The following is a 20,507-nucleotide window of genomic DNA, read 5'->3' on the forward strand; positions in this document are numbered from 1 at the left end:
GTCCAACATCCTTTTCAGCCCACCCGGGCCAGCTGGGGTTGCCTGGCGCTGAGCCGGCGCCGTTCGCGGGCCGGGGCGATATCCAGTTGTTCTCGGTATTTTGCGACGGTTCGGCGGGCAATGTTCACCCCCTGGCGTGACAGCAGGCCGGCAATGGCCTCATCGGCCAGCGGCCGGCCGGCCGGTTCGGCATCGATCAGGCGGCGGACCATGGCCTTCACCGCCTGGCCCGAGACGCTGGCGCCTTCCAGGCGCACGGCGAAGAAGTGCTTCAGTTCGTAGGTGCCGCGGGGGGTCTGCAGGAACTTGCCGGTGGTGATGCGCGAGACGGTGGATTCGTGCATGCCGATTTCCTCGGCCACTTCCTTCAGGGTCAGCGGGGCCATGGCTTCTTCGCCACGGACCAGGAAGGCGGCCTGGCGTTCGACGATCACCCGCGCGGTGCGCAGCAGGGTGTCGTAGCGCATCGACAGGCCGCGGCTGAACCAGCGCGCCTCCTGCAGCATCTCGCGCAGCGCCGGGGCGGCTTCGCTGGTTTCGGCCAGGGCCTGTTCGTACTGGCTGTTGATCGACACGCGGCGGCTGGTGGCCGGGTTCAGTGCGACCTTCCACTGCCCATCGGCGTGCCAGGCGACCACGTCGGGCACCACCACGGCGTTGCGTTCGGGCAGCAGGCTGTCGCCGGGGCGCGGCTGCAGCGAGAGGATCAGGCGCACCGCCTCGCGCACGTCGTCGATCTCGGCGTCGTGCTGGCGGGCGAGGGCGGGGTAGTCGTGTGCGGCCAGGGCGTCGAGCGCGCCGCCCAGGATGCGCGCGGCCAGGTGGCGGGCCGGCACCACGCCCTGCAGGCAGCGCAGCTGCGCCTGCAGGCCTTCGCGCAGGTCCTGCGCGGCCATGCCGGCGGGCTCGCCGTGCAGCAGCTGCTGGCGGATGGACTCCACGCCGTCGGCGGCGATGTCGAACTGGGCGCTGGCCAGCAGCTGCAGCTGGGCCAACGGCGCCTGCAGGTAGCCGGCTTCATCGCAGTGGTCCAGCCAGAACGCGGCCACCGCCAGCTGGCGGTCGTCCATGTCCAGCGACAGGCGCTGCAATACGCGCAGCTGCGGGTCGGTCGACTCGGCGGCTGCGATGCGCGCCATGCGGTCGTCGTCTCCGTCCTGCCAGTTGGCACCGGCCACGTCCCACATCGACGACTCGGGCAGTTCGTCGAAGGCGGCGGTGTCGATGGTGGTGGCACTCGCTTCGGTGGCATCGGCCACGGGTGCTTCGGCCTCTTCGATCTCCAGCAGCGGGTTGGAGTCCAGCAGGCGCTGGATCTCCTGCTCCAGGTGCAGGCCATCGAGCTGCAGCAGCCGGATCGACTGCAGAAGCTGCGGGGTAAGGTGAAGTTGTTGGCCCAGCTGGGTCGAGAGTGCAGCCTTCATCGTGGTTCCCCGGCGCCGCTCCCCGGCGCCTTGTGGAACGCATCTTGCTTTTCATCCGGCGGGGGCGGAATCGGGGGGTTCCTGAGGCGCCTCGTGGTTGTCCTGACAGGATGTAGGGATTTCCCCTACATTGGCGCGGGATATTGACGAGGGGCGCCGCCAAGTCATTGATTCGTCGTTGCCGGCCGCGCGGAGCGACGGATCGTCGCGTACGGATTCCTGTCGGGGAGTGTCGGGGTGACGGGATGTCGTCGCCGATGCGTCCGGCGCGGACGACGGGGTCAGATCCCTTTCCGCCGGAAAGGGATCTGACCCCAGCGATGCTTACTCCAGCTCGTGCTGGTGGCGCGCAGCCAGCAGCAACAGATCATTGGCGCGGCGGCAGCCCAGCGACTCCATCATGCGTGCACGGTGGGTCTCCACCGTCTTGACGCTGATGCCGAGATCGGCGGCGATTTCCTTGTTGCTTTCACCCTTGCCGATGCGGCGCAGGATCTCGCGCTGGCGCGGCGACAGTGCGGCGATGCCGGTCGGCTTCTCGCGGCCCAGCATGGGTGCCAGCATCTTGGCCGAGATCTGCGGGCTCAGGAACACCTGGCCGGCGTGCGCGGCGCGCAGCGCCAGTTCCAGCTCCTGCGGTGCTGCATCCTTCACCACGAAACCGACCGCGCCACGATCCAGTGCATCGCGTACGTGGGCGGCGTCGTCGTGCATGGTCATCATCACCACCCGGGTACCGGGAGCGCGCAGGCGGATGTCGCTGAGTGCTTCCAGGCCGGTACGGCCCGGCAGCGAGAGATCCATCAGCACCACATCCGGCGCGTGCTGCAGGGCCAGCTGCAGTGCCTGTTCGGCGTTGCTGGCTTCGGCGACGAGCTGCACGTCGGCAAACCCCTGCAGCAGCCGCGCCAGGCCGGCGCGGACGAGGGTGTGATCGTCGACGATGAGAACTCGCACAGGCACGCAACGGATCCGTGTAGGGGAGTCCACCTTAACTTAGCTGAACGGGCGCGCCAAGGGTCGGCCGTGCAGTGCCAGGGTGGTGGGTTTCAACGTGCGCGGCGCGCCTCGGCCACCTGGCGGCGGTGCAGGCGGAACAAGTGCCGCTCCATCGCCATCTCCAGGCCGTCGCCCAGGCGCTGGAAGCGCAGCCACAGGAAGTGGCCACCACCGCCGTCAGCCGCCTCGGCGATGACTTCCACCGGCAGGTCGATATGGTCGGGCAGCCAGTCGCTGGGCTGCAGCCGCACCACGCCGGCCTGGCCGGGGCTGGCGCCACTGCGCGGGCCCAGCTGCAGGCGGATGCCACGGCGCGACCAGCGCACCGGGCGCAGGGTCAGCTCCTGGCCCTGCTGGCGCACCAGCCGGCCGAGCAGCACCATCGCCAGGTCCAGTTTTGCTTCCAGGCGTTGCAGCTGCAGGCTGGCCTCGTTGCGTTCGTCGTGCTCGTCAACGCGGCTGTCCTCGACCAGTGCCAGGCTGCGCAGCAGGCCTTCGGCGCTGCTGGTACGCCCGGCCGCGCTGCCGGCCTGGAATTCGGCCGGCAGGGCCAGTTCGCAGCTGAGCATCTCGTCGAACAGCTCGCTTTCGGCAGGATGGTGCAGCGAGGTGGTCGGCAGCGAGGTCATGCCAGTGATTCTGCCTGCAGGTAGGCATGCGCCGCGCGAAGGGAGCGCTGGCCATCGTTCATCTGCGCGGCCACGGCATCGCGGCGCTGGCGCAGCAGGCCCAGCAGGCTCTGCTGGCGCTCGAACAGGGCGCTCAGCGGAGCGTGGTCGGCGGCGCTCAGCGGCTGGCTGAGCAGGGCATGCAGGGTGCTGTCGTGGCCGTCGAGCAGGCTGTCGGCCTGGTCGAGGGCATCATCGCCCAGCGCCTTCTCGAAGGCGTCCAGCTGCGCGTGCAGTTCCGGCAGGCTCATGGTGCCACCGCGGCCGGGCGGCGCTGTTCGTGCGGGATCGCGTTCCAGGCGCTGTCGATCTCGCCCAGCAGCTGCAGCGATTCATCCAGTGCGGCACGGTCGTTGTGCAGATTGGCTTCGGTCAGGCGCTGCAGCACGTAGTCGTACAGGGCCGACAGGTTGCCGGCGATCTCGCCGCCGGCCTCATGGTCCAGCGAGCCGTTGAGGTGGCCGACGATCGCGCAGACTTCGCCGATCGCCTTGCCCTTGCCGGCCTGGTCGCCGCGCTCGAGGCTGGCCAGGGCGCGACGCACGCGCTCCAGCGCACCGGCCAGCAGCATCGCCACCAGCTTGTGCGGATCGGCATCGGCGACCGCACTGGTCACTCCCACCTGGCGGTACTGTTCGGCATATTGACGGCTGGAACCGTACATTCGTGATTCTCCTTGCGCGGGGTGCCGCCGGGTGATCGTGGGGATCGGTACCGACGGTGCGGCGATGATTGCTGTTGCGTCCGTTATCGGTGCGTTGCGCGGCAAACTTGAGTGCCGCGCACGCATCGTCAGCGGTTCAACTGTGCCAGCTGCTGCTGCAGCGACGTATTGCTCTGCTGCAGCTTGCCCATCAGGCTGTCCAGCGCGATGAACTGCTTCTTGTAGCGCTCTTCCACGCTCTTCATGCGCGTGTCCAGGTCCTTGCGGCGCTTGTCGATGTTGTCCAGCGTGGTGTTCAGGCCCTTGGTACGGGCGACGAACGCACCTTCCTTGCCGACCGTGGTGCTGACGTAGCCGTCGACCATGGTGTACAGCGTGCCGGCGCCGCCGGTGTCGCCGGTGATGGCCGAGCGGATCTTCTCAGGCTGGCTGGCCAGCGCTGCGGCAAACTTGGTGGTGTCCAGCACCAGGCTGCCGTCCGCGTTCGGGTAGCCGCGCGTCTGCAGGCCCAGCACCTTCGGGTCCAGGCCATCGGCGGAAAGCTCCTTCAGCACGCCCGACATCATGGAACGCAGCTGGCTGGAGGCGCCGCGCATCTGCGCGTCGCCGGTCAGCGTGGCGGCTTCCTTGGTCTTGGCGTCGTACTTGGTTTCCGTGTTGATCGCCGCGATCGCTGCGTTGTAGGCGGTCACGAACTCCTGCATGACCTTGGTCGCGGCGGCAGTGTCGGTACTGATCACCACCGTGCTCTTGCCGGGAACCTTGAGGTTCAGGGTCAGGCCCGGCACCGCGTCAGCCACGGTGTTGCTCGCACTGACCACCTTCACGCCATCGATGGTCAGTTCGGCATCGGCCGCAGCGGTGTTCTGCTTGAGGCTGCCGACCAATGCGCCCAGCTTGGGGTCGCTGCCGCCGTACTCCAGCTTGATCGCGTTGGCGGCGCCGGTCTTCTCCTGGGCGATCGACAGGTACTGGTTGTCGCCGGAGGTGATCAGCGTGGCCTGCACGCCTTCCTTGCGGCCGGCTGCGTCGATCTTGTTGCGGATGGTGGTCAGCGTATCGCCGTCCTCCACCGCCACGTTCATGGTCTTGGCCTTGTCGCCGACGCCAACGGTCAGCGTCAAGGTTCCGGCACCGAAGGTGTCGGTCTTCGGGAACGAGGTGTCGGCAATCAGCTTGTGCGCGGTGGCCAGCGAGGTGACCTCCACCTGGTGGGTGCCGTTGGACGCAGCCGCCTTGGTCGTGCCGAGGTCGTACAGCGCTACCGATGCGGTGAGTACATCTTCGGTGTTGGCGGGCTGTGCCTTGCCGCTGGCGGTCACCGTGCGGGTATCGAATGCCGTGGTGGCCTTCAGCGCGGTCAGCGCCGTCTTCAGCTTGTCGAAGGCAGCAGTGACGGTGCCGATCGACGACAGCTGCATCTTGGCCTTGGACTGCTGCAGGTTCAGCGCATTGTCGGCGGGCTTGCGGTCTGCTGCGACCAGCTGGTTGACGATGCTGGAGATATCCAGCCCCGAGCCGATGCCACCGTATCCAAAGTCTGCCACGTCGTTTCTCCTGGTATCCGGGCCTGTCCGTCGTGCGGCAGCCCGTCGTCAACGAAAATAGCGGCCTGCGCCGCTGGGTCTTGAGGACTTCGTTGATGCATGTGCCGTGCCAATCGCCTGGCGCGGGTTCTGGCACGCAGGTTGCAGGAGGGTTGGGGCAGGGTGCGGGTAGGTTCACCGCGGGCTGCCGGGAGTCTGCAAAAAGCCCTCCCCCAATGCAGGGGAGGGATCAGGCTACTGACAATCGGGGGGAGACGAAGCCGCCCGGTACGTACAGTCAAAGGTACAGCGCTGAAAGAGAGGTCCGCAGGAGCGGGCGATACCAAGCCGGTTCGGGAGTGATCCCGGGCCGGGCATGGCCCGCGCCTTCGTGCATCGTGGCTTCCCGGTTGCCGCTACCGTCGGTTCGATCCGACGGTAGCGGCGCCTTCTTGCCGTGGATCAGCGCAGCAGGCTGAGCACGCCCTGCGGCACCTGGTTGGCCTGGGCCAGCATGGCCGTACCGGCCTGCTGCAGGATCTGGGTGCGGGTCAGCTCGGCGGTTTCCTTGGCGAAGTCGGTGTCCTTGATGCGGCTGCGCGATGCCGACAGGTTCTCCGACGAGGTCTGCAGGTTGGCCACGACCGAGGTGAAGCGGTTCTGGATCGCACCGAGGTCGGCGCGGGTGCTGTTGATCGCACCCAGGGCCTTGTCGACCACTTCCAGGGCCTGCTGGGCGCCGAGCACGGTGCTCACGTCCAGCTTCTGCACGTTGGCCGAGGTATCGGTGCCGGCGGTGTAGGCGCCCGCAGCCGCCGCGGTGCCCCAGGTCTTGGCGGTCGCGTCGTAGTCGCTGCGCATCAGGGCGATATCGGCAGTGGCAACGGCCTTGCCTTCCTTCACCGAGCTCAGCTTCAGGGTGCCATCGGAATTGGCTTCGGCGTAGATGCCGGCCTCGCCGATCTTGGCATTGATGGCGGTGGCGACAGCCTTCGATGCATCGGCCGTGGTGGCGCCGGCCTTCACTTCAACCGTGCCGATGTCCACGCCCATTACCGTGCCGGAGAAGCGGGCACCGTCGGTGCTGGCGGTCAGGGCAGCGGTTGCACCGGTGGCGAAGGTCGAGGTGCCCAGCGAGCCGGACTTGGCATCGATGGTCTTGTCGATGGCGATGGCCTGGCCGGCATTGGCGCCAACCTGGAACAGCTGGCTGGAGAAGGTGCCGTCCAGCAGCTTGGTGCCGTTGAAGTCCGACTGCTTGGCGACGCGGTCGATTTCCGAGACCAGCTGGGTCACTTCGGCCTGCAGCGCCTTGCGGTCGCTGGCCGAGTTGGTGGCGTTGGAGGCCTGCACCGACAGCTCGCGGACGCGCTGCAGGTTGTTGCCGATTTCGGTCAGCGAACCTTCGGCGACCTGGGCCAGCGAGATGCCGTCGTTGGCATTGCGGATGGCGACGTCGGTACCGCGGATCTGCGTGCCGAAGCGCTCGGAGATCGCCAGGCCGGCGGCGTCGTCCTTGGCGCTGTTGATGCGCGAGCCGGAGGACAGGCGCTGGATGGTGGTGGCCAGCGAGCTGCCGCTGGTGCTCAGGTTGCGCTGAGCATTCAGGGACATGGTGTTGGTGTTGATGACTTGTGCCATGGTGATTTTCCTTTGGCGAAGGTGGAACGTGTTTCAGGATCCGGGCGCCGCCTCATGCGGCGCCCGGAGGTCGATCAGCGAGCGGATCAGCGCAGCAGGCTGAGCACGCCCTGCGGCACCTGGTTGGCCTGGGCCAGCATGGCCGTACCGGCCTGCTGCAGGATCTGGGTGCGGGTCAGTTCGGCGGTTTCCTTGGCGAAGTCGGTGTCCTTGATGCGGCTGCGCGATGCCGACAGGTTTTCCGACGAGGTCTGCAGGTTGGCCACGACCGAGGTGAAGCGGTTCTGGATCGCACCGAGGTCGGCGCGGGTGCTGTTGATCGCACCCAGGGCCTTGTCGACGATTTCCATCGCCTGCTGGGCGCCCTTCACGGTGCTCACGTCCAGGTTGCTGGCGTACTTCGCGGCCGGCGCCGCAGCAGCGGTGGTGGCGGTGAAGGTCGGCGCGGTGGCGCCGGTCCAGGTGCCCGGGGTCGCGGTGATGGCCTTGAACGAGCCATCGGCGTTGACGCTGTCCTTGACCGAGGTCAGGGTCACGCCAGCGGTGCCGTTCACTTCGGCGTAGACGCCGGTCTCGCCGATCTTGGCGTTGATCGCGGTCACCAGTGCCTCACGCGAGGCCTTGCCGGTGGCAGCGGCGTCAGCGCCCTGCTTGACCGAGACATCGGCAATGGCAACGCCGTTGATCTGCAGGCCGCTGGTGCTGAAATCAGCGTTGGTACCCGGGTCGGCCAGGGCCAGCGAGTTGGTGTCGAACTTGGCGCCACCCAGGGCATTGGCCTTGGCATCGATGGTCTTGTCGATGGCGATGGCCTGGCCGGCGTTGGCGCCAACCTGGAACAGCTGGCTGGAGAACGAACCGTCCAGCAGCTTGGTGCCGTTGAAGTCCGACTGCTTGGCGACGCGGTCGATTTCCGAGACCAGCTGGGTCACTTCGGCCTGCAGCGCCTTGCGGTCGCTGGCCGAGTTGGTGGCGTTGGAGGCCTGCACCGACAGCTCGCGGACGCGCTGCAGGTTGTTGCCGATTTCGGTCAGCGAACCTTCGGCGACCTGGGCCAGCGAGATGCCGTCGTTGGCGTTGCGGATGGCGACGTCGGTACCGCGGATCTGCGTGCCGAAGCGCTCGGAGATCGCCAGGCCGGCGGCGTCGTCCTTGGCGCTGTTGATGCGCGAACCGGAGGACAGGCGCTGGATGGTGGTGGCCAGCGAGCTGCCGCTGGTGCTCAGGTTACGCTGAGCATTCAACGACATCGTATTGGTGTTGATGACTTGTGCCATGAGGAGAGGTCCTTGAGCGGTTGCACGTGAGTTGGGTTAGACGCCCCCGACGTGCCCCGGGGGCGGCTCATGTCAGCGCTGCAACAGGCTGAGCACGTTCTGCGGTACCTGGTTGGCCTGGGCCAGCATGGCCGTGCCGGCCTGCTGCAGGATCTGGGTGCGGGTCAGTTCGGCGGTTTCCTTGGCGAAGTCGGTATCGCGGATGCGGCTGCGCGATGCGGACAGGTTCTCCGAGGAGGTCTGCAGGTTGGCCACCACCGAGGTGAAGCGGTTCTGGATCGCGCCGAGGTCGGCGCGGACGCTGTTGACCGATTCCAGGGCCTTGTCGACGATCGACATCGCCTTCTGTGCGCCTTCGGCGGTGGTGACGTTCAGGTCCTTGACGAAGCTGGCCGCTGCACCGGTCAGGGTGCCGCCATTGGTGCTGGTCTCGGTCAGGCCCAGGCCGGCGATGGTCGCGGCGGTGGCGCCGGCCGGCGGGGTCGCCGCGCTGACACCCAGGGCGAAGGTCTGGCCATCCTTGACCGAGGCCAGGCTGATGACGCCGGCATTGACCGAGGCCACCACGCCGGTTTCACCCAGCTTGTTGTTGATCGCCGCAGCGGTGGCCGAGGTGATCGATTCGCCGGCCTTCACGGTGAAGTCGCTGATGGTGACCGTGGTGGCGGTGCCGCCCGGCGGGGTCACCGAGACCTGCAGGCCGGAGTAGGTGGTGTCGGCGGTTGCCTTGTCGGCCGCTGCCAGGCTGGTGCCGGTGTAGCCGTTGGCGAAGGTCGCGGCGCCCAGCGAATCGGCCTTGGCGTTGACCACGCTGTTGATGGCGATGGCCTGGCCGGCGTTGGCGCCAACCTGGAACAGCTGGCTGGTGAAGCTGCCGTCCAGCAGCTTGGTGCCGTTGAAGTCGGCCTGCTTGGCGACGCGGTCGATCTCGCTGACCAGCTGGGTCACTTCGGCCTGCAGGGCCTTGCGGTCGCTGGCCGAGTTGGTGGCGTTGGAGGCCTGCACGCCCAGTTCGCGGATGCGCTGCAGGTTGTTGCCGACTTCGTTCAGCGAACCTTCGGCGACCTGGGCCAGCGAGATGCCGTCGTTGGCGTTGCGGATGGCCACGTCCAGACCACGGATCTGGGTGGTGAAGCGCTCGCTGATGGCCAGGCCGGCCGCGTCGTCCTTCGCGCTGTTGATGCGCAGGCCGGACGAGAGGCGCTGGATGGTGGTAGCGAGCGAGCTGCCGCTGGTGCTCAGGTTGCGCTGAGCGTTGAGCGACATCGTATTGGTGTTGATTACCTGTGCCATGGGGTCGTCTCCTCTTATGTGGAACCCGTTGGTGAATGAAACGAAGCGCCGCCTGTTTTTTTGTGTGGCTGTGTGCTCCGCCGTTGCCAAATGAATAACGGCGCTTTGTCAACAACCTTTAGCCGTGAATTCCGCTGGAGCCGGAAATCGTTGCCTGAAGCTGTTTTTCCGGGGTTTTCCGCCCGGTTGCCGGGGTGGAAGCGGCCCCGGAAGGGGCGGTCGGGCAGGGCCTGACCAGCGCTGATGAAGGTATCGGCGGGGTGGGGCCGGGCTTGAAGGGGAATCACGGAAAATCGCCCGCGAAGGGCCCGATGGCGGCATCGCGCTGCCATGCCCGGCGAGTACGGCGGCAGGCAGCCGCGCAAACGAAAAAGGCCGCGATGCAGGGCATCGCGGCCTTTCAGGGGTGACGCGGGAGAGGCGTCAGCGCAGCTTGTTGAACAGTGACATGGACTGCATCTGCGAGAAGATCGTCTGCGCCGCCTGCAACGCGGTGCTCTGCAGCTGGTACTGGCTCAGCGCGTCGGCGTAATCCAGGTCACGCATCTGCGACAGCGTGGTCTTCAGGGTCACGCCATTGGCCTCGCGCATGTCGGCCGCGTTGTCCAGCGCCTTCAACTGCGCGCCCCCTGCAGCACGCGAATCGATCATCCGCTCGGAGGCGCGTGCCACGTCGCGCAGTGCGCTCTGCAGCTGGTTCTGCTGCGCGGTCATCTGTGCAGTGGTACCCGTGTCGGCACCCAGCGCCGCCACCAGGTTGTCCATGGTGGAGAAGATGTCGCGGCTGCTGGCCGCCTGCACGTTGAAGCTGTCACCCGCCGCCGGAGCGCCGGTGATGCGCAGGCGCACACCGTTCACCTCAAGGTCGTCGCCGGCCTTGTAGGTGCCGGTGCCGGTCACGTTGCCCGCACCATCCACCACCTCGTACTGGGTGCCGGTGGTGAAGCGGACGCTGAAACCCTGGCCGCTCCAGCTGTCGCTGCCGTCGCGGGTGACGTTGGTCAGCACGCCGTTGCCGGTGTTGCCGGCAGCGGCGCTGCCGTCAACAAAGCCATCGCCGGTGGGAATGCGCATGAAGATCTCGCTGCCGGGAAGGGCATCGCGCACATAGGTATCGGGGCCGACTTCAACCTGGCGCTGGGTCTGGTCGCCGCGGTAGACCACCTTGCCGTTGATCTTGGCAAACGGCGGGTCACCGTCGTTGGTGCCACCGAACACGTAGCGGCCGGTACCATCGTCGGCGTTGGCCAGCGACAGCAGGCCGTCGCGGATCTGGTTGACCTCGGTGATCAGCGTCTTCTTGTCCGCAGCGCTCAGCGCCGGATTGCTGGCCTGGATGGTCAGATCGTTGACGCGCGCCATCAGGTCGTTGACCTGGGCCAGGGTGTTTTCCTGCACGCCCAGGCGGTTCTGCACGTTGCCGGCGTTGAGCTTCATGCGATCCAATGCGGCCAGGCTGCGGTCAAGGCCGACCGCAGTGCCGGCGGCCACCGGATCGTCCTTGGCGCTGACGATCTTGCTGCCGGTCGCGATCTGCTGTTCCAGGTGACTGAGCTTGGCCTGCTTGGCCATCATCAGCGACACGGACTGGTTGAACATCATGCTGGTGGAGATGCGGCTGCTCATCGGCGGACGGCTCCCAGGATGGTCTGGAACATGCTGTCGGCGGTGGAGATCAGCTGCGAGGCGGCCTGGTAGGCCTGCTGCAGGCGCAGCATGTCGGCGGCTTCTTCGTCCAGGTTCACCCCGGATACTTCATCCCGGGCCTCCTGCGCCTTGTCATTGATCACCAGCTGCGCGTCGAGCGAGTACTCGGCGGAGCGGGCGGCGGCGCCGACCTGGGTGGTCAGGCCGCCCAGTGCACCGTTCAGCGTCACCGTTCCGGCGTTGAACGCCTTCGCGCTTTCCACCTTGGCCAGCTTGGAGGCGTTGCTGTTGTCCGACGAGCCGGCCGGGGTCGGGGTGATGTTGAAGGTATCGCCCACCTTCGGCGCACCGTCCAGCACGAAGCTCCAGCCGTTGGCACTGATGGTCTGGCCGGGCGTATAGGTCTGCGGCGGGCCACCGTCGATGGTGTAGGTGGTGGCCGAGGTGAACACGATCGCCGACGGATTGCGCAGGTTGGCGTTGGTCGAATCGGTGACGGTCACGCCGCTCAGCTTGCCGGTGCCGGTATTGGCGGTGGCAGCTGCGCCCTTCACGGCAGCGGCGGCGGCGATGCGCGACGGATCGGTGATGGCCATTTCCAGGCTGCCGGCCACGCCGGCGGTCGGCTGCAGCAGGAAGCGGTCGTTGGCCGCCGGCGTGCCGCCCACGACCAGCTGCACACCGTTGATCACCAGCGGGTCAGCGGCGGTGCCGGTGCCGGTCAGCGGAATGCTGGCACCGGTGTCGGCACGGCTGGCCTTCCAGTTGGTGCCATCGAACTGCAGTACCACATTCTGTGCGTCCAGCTTGCCCAGGTCGCCATAGGTCGCGCTGAGGGTAGCGGTGCCGGTATTGCTGTTGTTGCCGGTGACGCGCGGGTTGCCGATGTTGAAGAAGTCCCCGCCCATCTGGCCATACAGATCGACGCCCTGGTGATGGGCCTGGTTGAAGCTCTCCGCCAGGCCCACCGCCAGCTTGCCCAGTTCGGCCTGGGCCGGGGTCAGCACGGTGTCGCGGAACTCCAGCAGGCCACCGATCTGGCCGCCGACCGCCTTCGGGTCGAGGCGGATGGTATTGCCCTGGGTCTCCAGCGCCAGCTGCAGGCGCTCGGGCTGGTACGGATCGGCCACGGTGGTGACCTTGGTCGCCGTGGTGCCAACCACCAGCGCGTTGCCGCCGGCGGTGTAGACATTCATGATGCCGCCGTCCTGGATCACCGCCGTGCCACCGGTGTAGCCGATCAGCTGGGTGATCAGCTGGTCGCGGCGGTCGAGCAGGTCCGGTGCGGCAGAGGCAATGTTGGTGCCGATGGCGCCGTTGATCTGCGCGATTTCCTGCGCAAGGCGGTTCACCTCGGTGGCACCGGCCAGCAGGCCGTTGTTGACCTCGCCGTTGAGGTTGTTCAGGTGCGTGTTGAGCTGCACGAAGCGGTTGGCCAGGGCCTTGCCACCGTCGAGCATGTTCTGGCGGTCGGCGGTGCCGGCCGCGTTGGATGACAGGCCACTGACCGAATCGAAGAAGTTCGACCAGACGCCGGCGACGTTGGTGGCCGCATCGGAGAACAGGGCATTGACCCGGTCGGCCATGCCCGAAAGCTGCTTCAGGCGCGCCAGTTCACCGCTGCTGTCGAGCAGGCGCGAGATCGCCAGCTGGTCGGCGGTGCGACGGATGTCGGTGATGCGGGTGCCGTTGCCGACCGTGCCATAGCCGTAGTTCTGTGGATCGGCGGTGGCGAAGTTGACCTTCTGCCGGCTGTAGCCGGGCGTATTGAGGTTGGCCACGTTGTGGCTGGTGGTCGCCAACGCACGCTGGAAGGCGAGCAGGGCTCCGGTACCGGTGGAAAGTACGCTGGACATGGTGTTCCTCAACGACGAGTGATACCCAGCGCCGCGGTTGCGGTGCTGGCGAAGGTCTGGCCAAGGCGCGAGCCGGCGTCGGCCACGGCGGCCACGGCGCGCTCGATGGTCGGGCCACCGGCGATCGCGGCGATCTTGGCGGCGTAGCGCGGGTCGGTGGCATAGCCGGCGCGCTGCAGGCCACGGGCGAAGCCCTGCACATCGGTGCCGGCCTGCAGGGCCTGCTGGTAGCGCGGGCTGGTTTTCAGCAGGCGCACGTAGTCGGCAAAGCTCTCGGCCGGCGAGCTGTAGGCGCGGAAGCTGGCGGTTTCGTTGCGGCGCACGCCATCCACGTACTCGTGGGTGCCGGCTTCAACGCGCTGGCCGCTCCAGCCGGTGGCCTTGATGCCGAACAGGTTGTGCGAGGTGCTGCCGTCGGACTGGCGGATGTGGCGCTTGCCCCAGCCGGTTTCCAACGCTGCCTGGGCGACCAGCGCTCGGGCATCCACGCCCAGTTCTTTGGCCGCGCTCTGTGCGTGCTGCCAGATGCTGGCGACGAAGCCCTCCGGCGTGTGTGCGCCCAGCTGGGCGACTGCGGTTCGGGTGGCCATCGCGTCGGCCGGGCTCATCGCCGTTCCGCGATTGCTGGCCGTCGCCGACCACTGGTCGTTGCTGGCGGACCAGTCCTCGCCCTGCAGGCCGCCGATGTACGGGTCCTCGGTGCCCAGCGAGCGGTGCAGGCTGCTGCTTTCGCGGCCGGCGATCAGGTCCAGTGCCTGTTCCATCGGTGCCAGCGCGGCCTGTGCGCCGTGCTGTGCTCCGGCCGCCATCTGCTGCAGCATGCGCACGGCCTGGCTGCCATCTTCCAGCGGCAGCGACGGTGCGGGCGCGGCCGGCGCATTGAGCTGATAGGCGCGGCTGGCCTTGGCCGGATCCACGCGGGTATCCAGCGCCGGACCTTCGGCGGCCTGGCCGGACAGCTGGCGGGAGATCATGCCGGACAGGCCCAGCCCCTTGCCGCGGGTCATCGCCTCGGCGATCTTCTGGTCGTACATGTCGCGGAACATCTTGTTCTCGCCGGGAAACAGCGAGTCGCCGAAGCTGGCATCGCGCATGCTCTTGACCAGCATCTGTGCGAACTGGCCTTCCAGCTGGCGCGCGACCTTGTCGATCCTGGCCGGGTCGTTCTGCTGCGCCGGGTGCAGGTCGAATGCGGGATTGATGCGCATGTCAGATCACCTCGAGCTCGGCACTGAGTGCGCCGGCCTGCTTCAGGGCTTCCAGGATCGCGATCAGGTCGCCCGGTGCCGCGCCCACGGCGTTCACCGCGTGCACGATCTCGTCCAGGGTGGTGCCGCCGCTGAACTTGAACATGCGGCTGCCGTCGTTGGTGGCGGTGATGGTCGACTGCGGGCTGGCTACGGTACGGCCGCCGGACAGGGCATTGGGCTGGCTGACATTGGTGTTTTCCTGGATCGTCACCGTCAGCGAGCCATGCGAGATGGCGGCCGGGCCGACCCGCACCTGCTGGCCGATGACCACGGTGCCGGTGCGTGAATTGACCACGACCTTGGCCGGAGCACTGCCCGGGGTCAGTTCCAGGTTCTCGATGCGCGCCAGCAGGCCGATGCGTGCGCCAGGGTCGGTCGGCGCGGTGACGGCCACGGTCACGCCATCGACGGCGCGTGCCGCGCCCTCACCGAAGGCGTTGTTGAGCGCGGCGACCATGCGCGAGACGGTGGTGAAATCGTTGTTGTGCAGGTTCAGGGTGATGTCGCCGCCATTGGCGAGCGGATCGGGCAGGGCACGCTCGACCGTCGCGCCATTGGGAATGCGGCCGACACTGGGCACGTTCACCGACACGCGCGAGCCATCCTTGCCCTGCGCACCAAAGCCACCCACGATCAGGTTGCCCTGGGCGATGGCATAGATCTGGCCGTCGGCGCCGCGCAGCGGGGCCATCAGCAGCGAGCCGCCGCGCAGTGACACCGCGTTGCCGATCGAGGACACGGTGATGTCGATCGGCTGGCCCGGCTTGGCGAACGGCGGCAGCTCGGCATGGATCGCAACGGCCGCGACGTTCTTCAACTGCGGGTTGACGTTCGGCGGCACGTTCACGCCCAGCTCGCCGAGCAGGTTCTTCAGGCTCTGCACGGTGAAGGGTGCCTGGCTGGTGCGGTCGCCGCTGCCGTCCAGGCCGACCACCAGGCCGTAGCCCACCAGTGCATTGCCACGCACGCCGCCGACCTGGGCCAGGTCCTTGATGCGCTCGGCACTGGCTGGCGCGACCACCGCCATCACCAGCAAGAACGATCCGTAGAGCGACGCCATGCGCCGCTGCCACACTGAAGAGAAGAGAGATTTCATGGCCATACTCAGAACGGCGTCAGGCCGGAATTGAAGAAGCGGCTCAGCCAGCCCATCGCGTTGGACTGCGCGACCGGGCCGCGGCCGCCGTAGACGATGCGGGCTTCGGCCACGCGGCTGGAAGGAATGGTGTTGTCCTGGCTGATGTCGCCCGGGCGCACGATGCCCTGCACCTGCACCAGTTCATCACCCTGGTTCAGGCGCAGGTTCTTCTGCCCCTGCACCACCAGGTTGCCGTTGGGCAGGCGCTGGATCACCGTGACCGTTACGCTGCCCTGCAGGCGGTTGCTCTGCGCGCTGTTGCCCTTGCCGGTGAAGTCACGCTTGCCTGCCGCCGTGGCACTGAGGATGTCCTTGCCGCCCAGGGTCACCGGCGCACCGAGGATGGACGGGGTGCCCAGGCTCAGGTTGGATTCCTTGTTGGTGGCGGTGTTGGCACTGGTCTGCGCGGTGGTGTTTTCCAGCAGGGTGATGGTCAGCAGGTCGCCGACATCGCGTGCGCGGCGGTCCGAGTACAGCTGCAGGGTCGGGCCGGCGGCGTAGATCGCACCGGCGGTCGGCGCGGCCTGCGGCGGCATGATCGGCTGGATCGGCGCCATCGCCGCGTAGGGGCGCACGTCGCCGGCGATCACGCAGCCACCGAGCAGGGCGACCACGGCGCAGGCGAGGGCAGTGCGGATGAAGTTGGAAATGGGCGACATGGCGGTTTCCCGGTTGGGCCGGTCAGATCTTGTTGTTGAGATAGCCGAGCATCGAGTCGGTGGTGGAGATCGCCTTGGCATTCATTTCGTAGGCGCGCTGGGTTTCGATCATCGACACCAGCTCTTCGACCACATTGACGTTGCTGCCTTCCAGCGCACCCTGCACCACGGTGCCGAGGCCGTTCAGGCCGGGGTTGCCGTTCTGCGCCGGGCCCGATGCGGTGGTCTCCAGGAACAGGTTCTCGCCGCGTGCCTGCAGGCCCGCCGGATTGACGAAGTCGGTCAGGGTGAGTGCACCCACTTCCACCGACGCAGCGTTGTCGGCCATCTTCACGCTGATGGTGCCGTCGCTGCCGATGGTCACCGACTGCGCGCCCTCGGGAATCTGGATGCCCGGCTGCACCGGGTAGCCGCTGTTGGTGACCAGCTCGCTGTCCTGGTTGATCTTGAACGAGCCATCACGGGTATACGCGGAGCTGCCGTCGGGCATCTGCACTTCGAAGAAGCCGCGGCCGTTGACCATCACGTCCAGCGCGCGGCCGGTCTGCTGCTGGCCACCCTGCTCGAAATTCTTGGCAGTGGCAACGACACGCACACCGGTGCCCAGCTGCAGGCCGGTCGGCAACTGGGTCTGTGCCGACGAAGAGCCACCAGGCTGGCGCACCTGCTGGTACAGCAGGTCCTCGAAGCTGGCACGGTCCTGCTTGAAGCCGGTGGTGTTGGTGTTGGCGAGGTTGTTGGAAACCACCGACATGCGCATCTGCTGCGCATCCAGTCCGGTTTTCGCGATCCACAATGCCTGGTTCATCTTCGGTGTCCTGTCTGGGTGAAGCCGGCCGCGCGATGCGGCCCTTGGTAGCGGGTGTGCAAGCGCTGTGCCAGCGCCGCGCTCGGGCGACGCCGGAAATCCGTCAGCTGCCCAGGCGCAGCAGGCTGTTGGCACTGCGCGCGTTGTCATCGCCGTGCTTGATCACCTGCACCTGCATTTCGTACTGGCGCTGCAGCTGGATCATCTGCACCAGTGCACCGGCGGCATCGACGTTGCTGCCTTCCAGCTGGCCGCTGTGCACGGCGGTGCCCTGCGCAGGAGCGAACGGCTGGCGCGGGTCGGTGTTGCGGAACAGGCCGTCCAGGCCGCGCTCGAGGCGCTCGTCCGGCGCCTGTACCACCTTGATCCGGCCGATCTGCGCCATCGTCTGCGGGCCTTCGCCCTGCGGGATGATCGAGATCGTGCCGTCGCCGCCGATCTCCATCGCCTGGTAGGGAGGAATGGCGATCGGGTTGTTGTTGTCGTCCAGCACGGTGCGGCCGCCGGAGGTCACCAGCTGGCCGTTCGGGGTTACCGACAGGGCGGCGCCGCGCGTATACGCTTCGCTGCCATCGCTGGCCTGCACCGCCAGCCAGGTGCCGCTCTGCAGCGCAAGGTCCAGCGGCTTGCCGGTGATGTGCTGCGCGCCGGGCCGGCGGTTGAAGCCGGCATCGACGTGCAGCGCATCCACCCGCGAGGCAAAGCCCGGGCCACGGATCGGGAAGGCTTCGGTGTTGGCCAGCGCTTCCTTGAAGCCGGGGGTGTCCGAGTTGGCGAGGTTGTGGCTGAGCGTTCCCTGCGCCTGCAGGGAGGCGCGGGCACCGGTCATCGCCACGTAAAGGGCTTTATCCATGCGGGGAGTTCCGTGGCAGGGTCAGCAGCTCATCAACGGATGTTGATGACGGTCTGGGTGATCTGGTCCTGGGTGGTGATCATCTGCGCGTTGGCCTGGAAGTTGCGCTGCGCGGTGATCATGTTGACCAGCTGCTCGGTGAGATCGACGGTGGAGGCTTCCAGCGAGCCGGCCTGGATCTTGCCCAGGTTGGACGTGTCCGGCATGCCGGTGCGCGGGGTGCCCGATTCGAAGGTCTCCACCCACAGGTTGTTGCCCTTCGATTCCAGGCCCTGGGTGTTGTTGAAGGTGGTCAGTGCGACCTGGCCGAGCGGCTTGTCGTCGCCATTGGAATAGCGGGCGTAGACCACGCCGGATTCGGACACCGTCACTTCGTTGAGCTTGCCGGCGGCATAGCCGTCCTGCTGGGTGTTGCGCAGCGCGAACTTCTCGCCGTACTGGGTCGAGCCGCTGATATCCAGCGTCATGTTCAGCTGGCCGGCACCGGTGGTCGGGGTGAAGGTGCCGAGGCTGACCTTGCCGTTGGCGGGTGCGACCAGCTTGCCGCTGTTGTCGAAGGTGACCGGGGTCGGTGTGCCGGCCGGCTGGCCATCGACATAGTTGCGCACGGTCCATTCGTTGGGGTTGGCGCCCTTCACGAAGTACGAGACCTGGATGTGGCTCACGCCCAGCGAGTCGTACACGGTGATGCCACCGCTGGAGAAGTTGTAGCTGTTGGAATCGGCCGGGTCGAAGGTCGCCACCGTCGGCTGCTTGGCGTTGGCCGGCAGGGTAAAGCCAACCTTCACTTCGCTGGTCTGCTTCGGCGGGCTGTCGGTGGTCAGCAGCTGCAGGTCGACCAGGCGGCCGGAATCGAAGTTGGTGCCATCGGCATTCGGCGCGAACACCTGCAGGCGTGCACCCTGCGGGTTGACCACGTAACCGGACGAATCGGTCTGGAAGTTGCCGGCACGCGAGTACACGCGCGAGCCATTCATGTTCATGGTGAAGAAGCCTTCACCGGAAATGGCCATGTCCAGGCTGCGCCCGGTCTGTTCGTTGTCGCCCTGGATGAACTGCTGGGCGACGTTGGAAACGCGCACGCCCGAGCCGGTCTGGTTCTTCGACAGGCCGTAGCTGGTCGAAGCGAACAGGTCGGCGAATTCTGCACGCGACTGCTTGAAGCCGGTGGTGTTGACGTTGGCGACGTTGTTGGCGGTGACGCTCAGGTCGGTGTTGGCGGCATTGATGCCGGACAGCGAGACATTGAAGCCCATGGGATGCTCCTGGTAAGTACGGGGTGTGCGGCTCAGCTGACGCGGAGCACGTAGTCGATCGGGGCCGTGCCCAGGCCCTTGAGGTTCAGGTACAGGCCGTCGGAACCGACGGTCACGCTCTCCACCGGTGCCTGCACATAGGTGGACAGCTTGGTGCTCTTGCCGGCGGTGTCGACATGGTTGGCGACGATGGAGTACTTGCCCGGTTCCATGCGCTTGCCGTTGGCGTCCTTGCCGTCCCACTGGAAGGCGGTTTCGCCGGCGGCCTTGGCTTCCACGCTCAGCGAGGTGACCTTGGCGCCGTTGGCATCGGTGATGTCCACGGTGATGATGCCGGCCGACGGCGCAGCCACCGTGCCTTCAACACTCCCTTCCTTTTCCAGCACCAGCTTTTCCGACGGCACCAGCACCTGGTGGCCCACCAGGGCCGCGCCACGCAGCACCTGGTCGCTGGCCATCGATTCCTGGAAACCCTTCACCGTCTTGTTCAGATCGGTGATGCCCTGCACGGTGGACATCTGCGCCATCTGCGCGACCATCTGCGTGTTGTCCATCGGCTTCAGCGGGTCCTGGTGCTGCAGCTGCTCGGTCATCAGGCGCAGGAAGTCGGCCTGGTCGAGCGTGTTCTTCTTTTTCGTGGCGTTGCTGTTGGGGGCGTTCAGGCCCAGCGCGGAATAGACGTCCTGGCTGGTCTGGTTGTTGACGGCGGTGGTCATGGCGGTATCCGGTGCTGCGGGCCTCAGCGGCCCATGGTCAGGGTGGCCAGGGCCAGTTCCTTGGCGGTGGTCAACATCTCCACGCCGGCCTGGTAATTGCGCGAGGTCGAGATCAGGTTGACCATCTGCGCCACCGGATCGACATCGGGCTGGTAGATGTAGCCATCGGCGTCGGCCAGCGGGTGACCCGGCTCGTAGCGCTTGATCGGCGCTGCCTCGCTCTGGGTGATCTCCTTCACCTTCACCGAGGTGATGTTCGGGTCGTTCTTGCTGGTGACGGCCTGGAAGATCGGTTCCAGCGGCTTGTACACGGCGTCGGCGGAACCGGCGACGGTGTCGGCGTTGGAGAGGTTGGAGGCGATGGTGCTCATGCGCACCGACTGCGCCTGCAGCGCGGAACCGGCGATATCGAAGATCGGCAGGTTGCTCATGGCTTATTGCCCCGTGATCGCGGTCAGCATGGAACGCACCTTGCTCTCGACGAAGCTGAGCGAGGCGCGGTATTCGAGCGCGGCGCGGCCATAGGCGGCACGCTCGGCATCGGGATCGACGGTGTTGCCGTCCAGGCTGGGTTGCACGCCTTCGCGCGCGATCTGGAACGGGTTCAGGCCACTACTGATCTCGTAGTGCTGCTCATGGGTGGTGGCCATCAGGCCGTTGGCATCCTGCCCCTGGGCATGGCGCAGGGCGGCATCGAAGTCCAGGTCCTGGGCCTTGTAGCCGGGAGTGTCGGCATTGCCGAGGTTGCTGGCGATCAGCTTCATCCGCTGTTCGCGCAACGGCATGGCCTGGGCGTGGACGCCCAGGTAGTCGGTAATCAGGTTGCGCACGA

The 20,507-nt window shown here is 66.9% G+C and carries 20 protein-coding genes; all 20 read right to left on the minus strand.

Annotation, left to right across the window (positions count from 1 at the left end):
- Positions 1 to 14: 14 nt before the first annotated feature.
- The 20 genes from rpoN to flgB all read right to left on the minus strand — a co-directional run bounded on the left by rpoN (position 15) and on the right by flgB (position 20,505).
- On the minus strand, positions 15 to 1,424 hold the full coding sequence (gene rpoN, locus B9Y64_RS18505) for an RNA polymerase factor sigma-54 (protein WP_100441963.1): 1,410 nt from the start codon (positions 1,422 to 1,424) through the stop codon (positions 15 to 17).
- A gap of 324 nt (positions 1,425 to 1,748) precedes the next feature.
- Entirely contained in the window at positions 1,749 to 2,381 is a 633-nt protein-coding gene (locus tag B9Y64_RS18510) for a response regulator (RefSeq protein ID WP_005413261.1), read from the minus strand.
- Between the two features lie 92 nt (positions 2,382 to 2,473).
- A complete protein-coding gene (locus B9Y64_RS18515; RefSeq protein WP_100441964.1) occupies positions 2,474 to 3,052 on the minus strand; it encodes a PilZ domain-containing protein in 579 nt (192 codons plus the stop codon).
- The gene (locus B9Y64_RS18520; RefSeq protein ID WP_100441965.1) at positions 3,049 to 3,342 is read right to left on the minus strand and encodes a hypothetical protein; all 294 of its coding nucleotides are present in this window, start codon (positions 3,340 to 3,342) and stop codon (positions 3,049 to 3,051) included. Before B9Y64_RS18520 ends, B9Y64_RS18515 begins: the two co-directional genes overlap by 4 nt.
- Entirely contained in the window at positions 3,339 to 3,755 is a 417-nt protein-coding gene (gene fliS, locus B9Y64_RS18525) for a flagellar export chaperone FliS (RefSeq protein ID WP_005416447.1), read from the minus strand. The genes B9Y64_RS18520 and fliS overlap by 4 nt, the downstream gene beginning before the upstream one ends.
- Positions 3,756 to 3,883: 128 nt before the next feature.
- Positions 3,884 to 5,302 carry a flagellar filament capping protein FliD gene (gene fliD, locus B9Y64_RS18530; protein ID WP_100441966.1) on the minus strand — a complete coding sequence of 473 codons (1,419 nt, stop codon included), beginning with the start codon at positions 5,300 to 5,302 and terminating at the stop codon, positions 3,884 to 3,886.
- Between the two features lie 441 nt (positions 5,303 to 5,743).
- Positions 5,744 to 6,922: a flagellin gene (locus B9Y64_RS18535; protein WP_100441967.1), complete on the minus strand. Its 1,179-nt coding sequence runs from the start codon at positions 6,920 to 6,922 to the stop codon at positions 5,744 to 5,746.
- Between the two features lie 86 nt (positions 6,923 to 7,008).
- Complete coding sequence (locus B9Y64_RS18540; RefSeq protein WP_100441968.1) at positions 7,009 to 8,199, minus strand: flagellin; 1,191 nt, start codon at positions 8,197 to 8,199, stop codon at positions 7,009 to 7,011.
- A gap of 72 nt (positions 8,200 to 8,271) precedes the next feature.
- A complete protein-coding gene (locus B9Y64_RS18545; protein ID WP_049442737.1) occupies positions 8,272 to 9,492 on the minus strand; it encodes a flagellin in 1,221 nt (406 codons plus the stop codon).
- Between the two features lie 423 nt (positions 9,493 to 9,915).
- Complete coding sequence (gene flgL / locus B9Y64_RS18550; RefSeq protein ID WP_100441969.1) at positions 9,916 to 11,118, minus strand: flagellar hook-associated protein FlgL; 1,203 nt, start codon at positions 11,116 to 11,118, stop codon at positions 9,916 to 9,918.
- Positions 11,115 to 12,995 carry a flagellar hook-associated protein FlgK gene (gene flgK / locus B9Y64_RS18555; RefSeq protein ID WP_100441970.1) on the minus strand — a complete coding sequence of 627 codons (1,881 nt, stop codon included), beginning with the start codon at positions 12,993 to 12,995 and terminating at the stop codon, positions 11,115 to 11,117. The genes flgL and flgK overlap by 4 nt, the downstream gene beginning before the upstream one ends.
- 8 nt (positions 12,996 to 13,003) lie before the next feature.
- Positions 13,004 to 14,203 carry a flagellar assembly peptidoglycan hydrolase FlgJ gene (gene flgJ, locus B9Y64_RS18560; RefSeq protein WP_100441971.1) on the minus strand — a complete coding sequence of 400 codons (1,200 nt, stop codon included), beginning with the start codon at positions 14,201 to 14,203 and terminating at the stop codon, positions 13,004 to 13,006.
- Position 14,204: 1 nt separating this feature from the next.
- Complete coding sequence (locus tag B9Y64_RS18565) at positions 14,205 to 15,347, minus strand: flagellar basal body P-ring protein FlgI (protein WP_100441972.1); 1,143 nt, start codon at positions 15,345 to 15,347, stop codon at positions 14,205 to 14,207.
- Positions 15,348 to 15,349: 2 nt separating this feature from the next.
- Positions 15,350 to 16,042 (minus strand): flagellar basal body L-ring protein FlgH, encoded by a 693-nt coding sequence (gene flgH / locus B9Y64_RS18570; protein WP_100441973.1) that lies wholly within the window; start codon positions 16,040 to 16,042, stop codon positions 15,350 to 15,352.
- A gap of 22 nt (positions 16,043 to 16,064) precedes the next feature.
- Entirely contained in the window at positions 16,065 to 16,850 is a 786-nt protein-coding gene (gene flgG, locus B9Y64_RS18575) for a flagellar basal-body rod protein FlgG (RefSeq protein WP_005416457.1), read from the minus strand.
- 103 nt (positions 16,851 to 16,953) lie between these two features.
- A complete protein-coding gene (locus tag B9Y64_RS18580; RefSeq protein ID WP_049467791.1) occupies positions 16,954 to 17,703 on the minus strand; it encodes a flagellar basal body rod protein FlgF in 750 nt (249 codons plus the stop codon).
- A 32-nt stretch (positions 17,704 to 17,735) separates the two neighbouring features.
- Positions 17,736 to 18,959: a flagellar hook protein FlgE gene (gene flgE / locus B9Y64_RS18585; RefSeq protein WP_100441974.1), complete on the minus strand. Its 1,224-nt coding sequence runs from the start codon at positions 18,957 to 18,959 to the stop codon at positions 17,736 to 17,738.
- A 32-nt stretch (positions 18,960 to 18,991) separates the two neighbouring features.
- Positions 18,992 to 19,675 (minus strand): flagellar hook capping FlgD N-terminal domain-containing protein, encoded by a 684-nt coding sequence (locus B9Y64_RS18590; protein ID WP_087922494.1) that lies wholly within the window; start codon positions 19,673 to 19,675, stop codon positions 18,992 to 18,994.
- Between the two features lie 23 nt (positions 19,676 to 19,698).
- On the minus strand, positions 19,699 to 20,106 hold the full coding sequence (gene flgC, locus B9Y64_RS18595; protein WP_005416461.1) for a flagellar basal body rod protein FlgC: 408 nt from the start codon (positions 20,104 to 20,106) through the stop codon (positions 19,699 to 19,701).
- Between the two features lie 3 nt (positions 20,107 to 20,109).
- A complete protein-coding gene (gene flgB, locus B9Y64_RS18600) occupies positions 20,110 to 20,505 on the minus strand; it encodes a flagellar basal body rod protein FlgB (RefSeq protein WP_005409576.1) in 396 nt (131 codons plus the stop codon).
- Positions 20,506 to 20,507 lie beyond the last annotated feature (2 nt).

Source organism: Stenotrophomonas maltophilia (assembly GCF_002799245.1).
GTDB classification, from domain to species: domain Bacteria; phylum Pseudomonadota; class Gammaproteobacteria; order Xanthomonadales; family Xanthomonadaceae; genus Stenotrophomonas; species Stenotrophomonas maltophilia_S.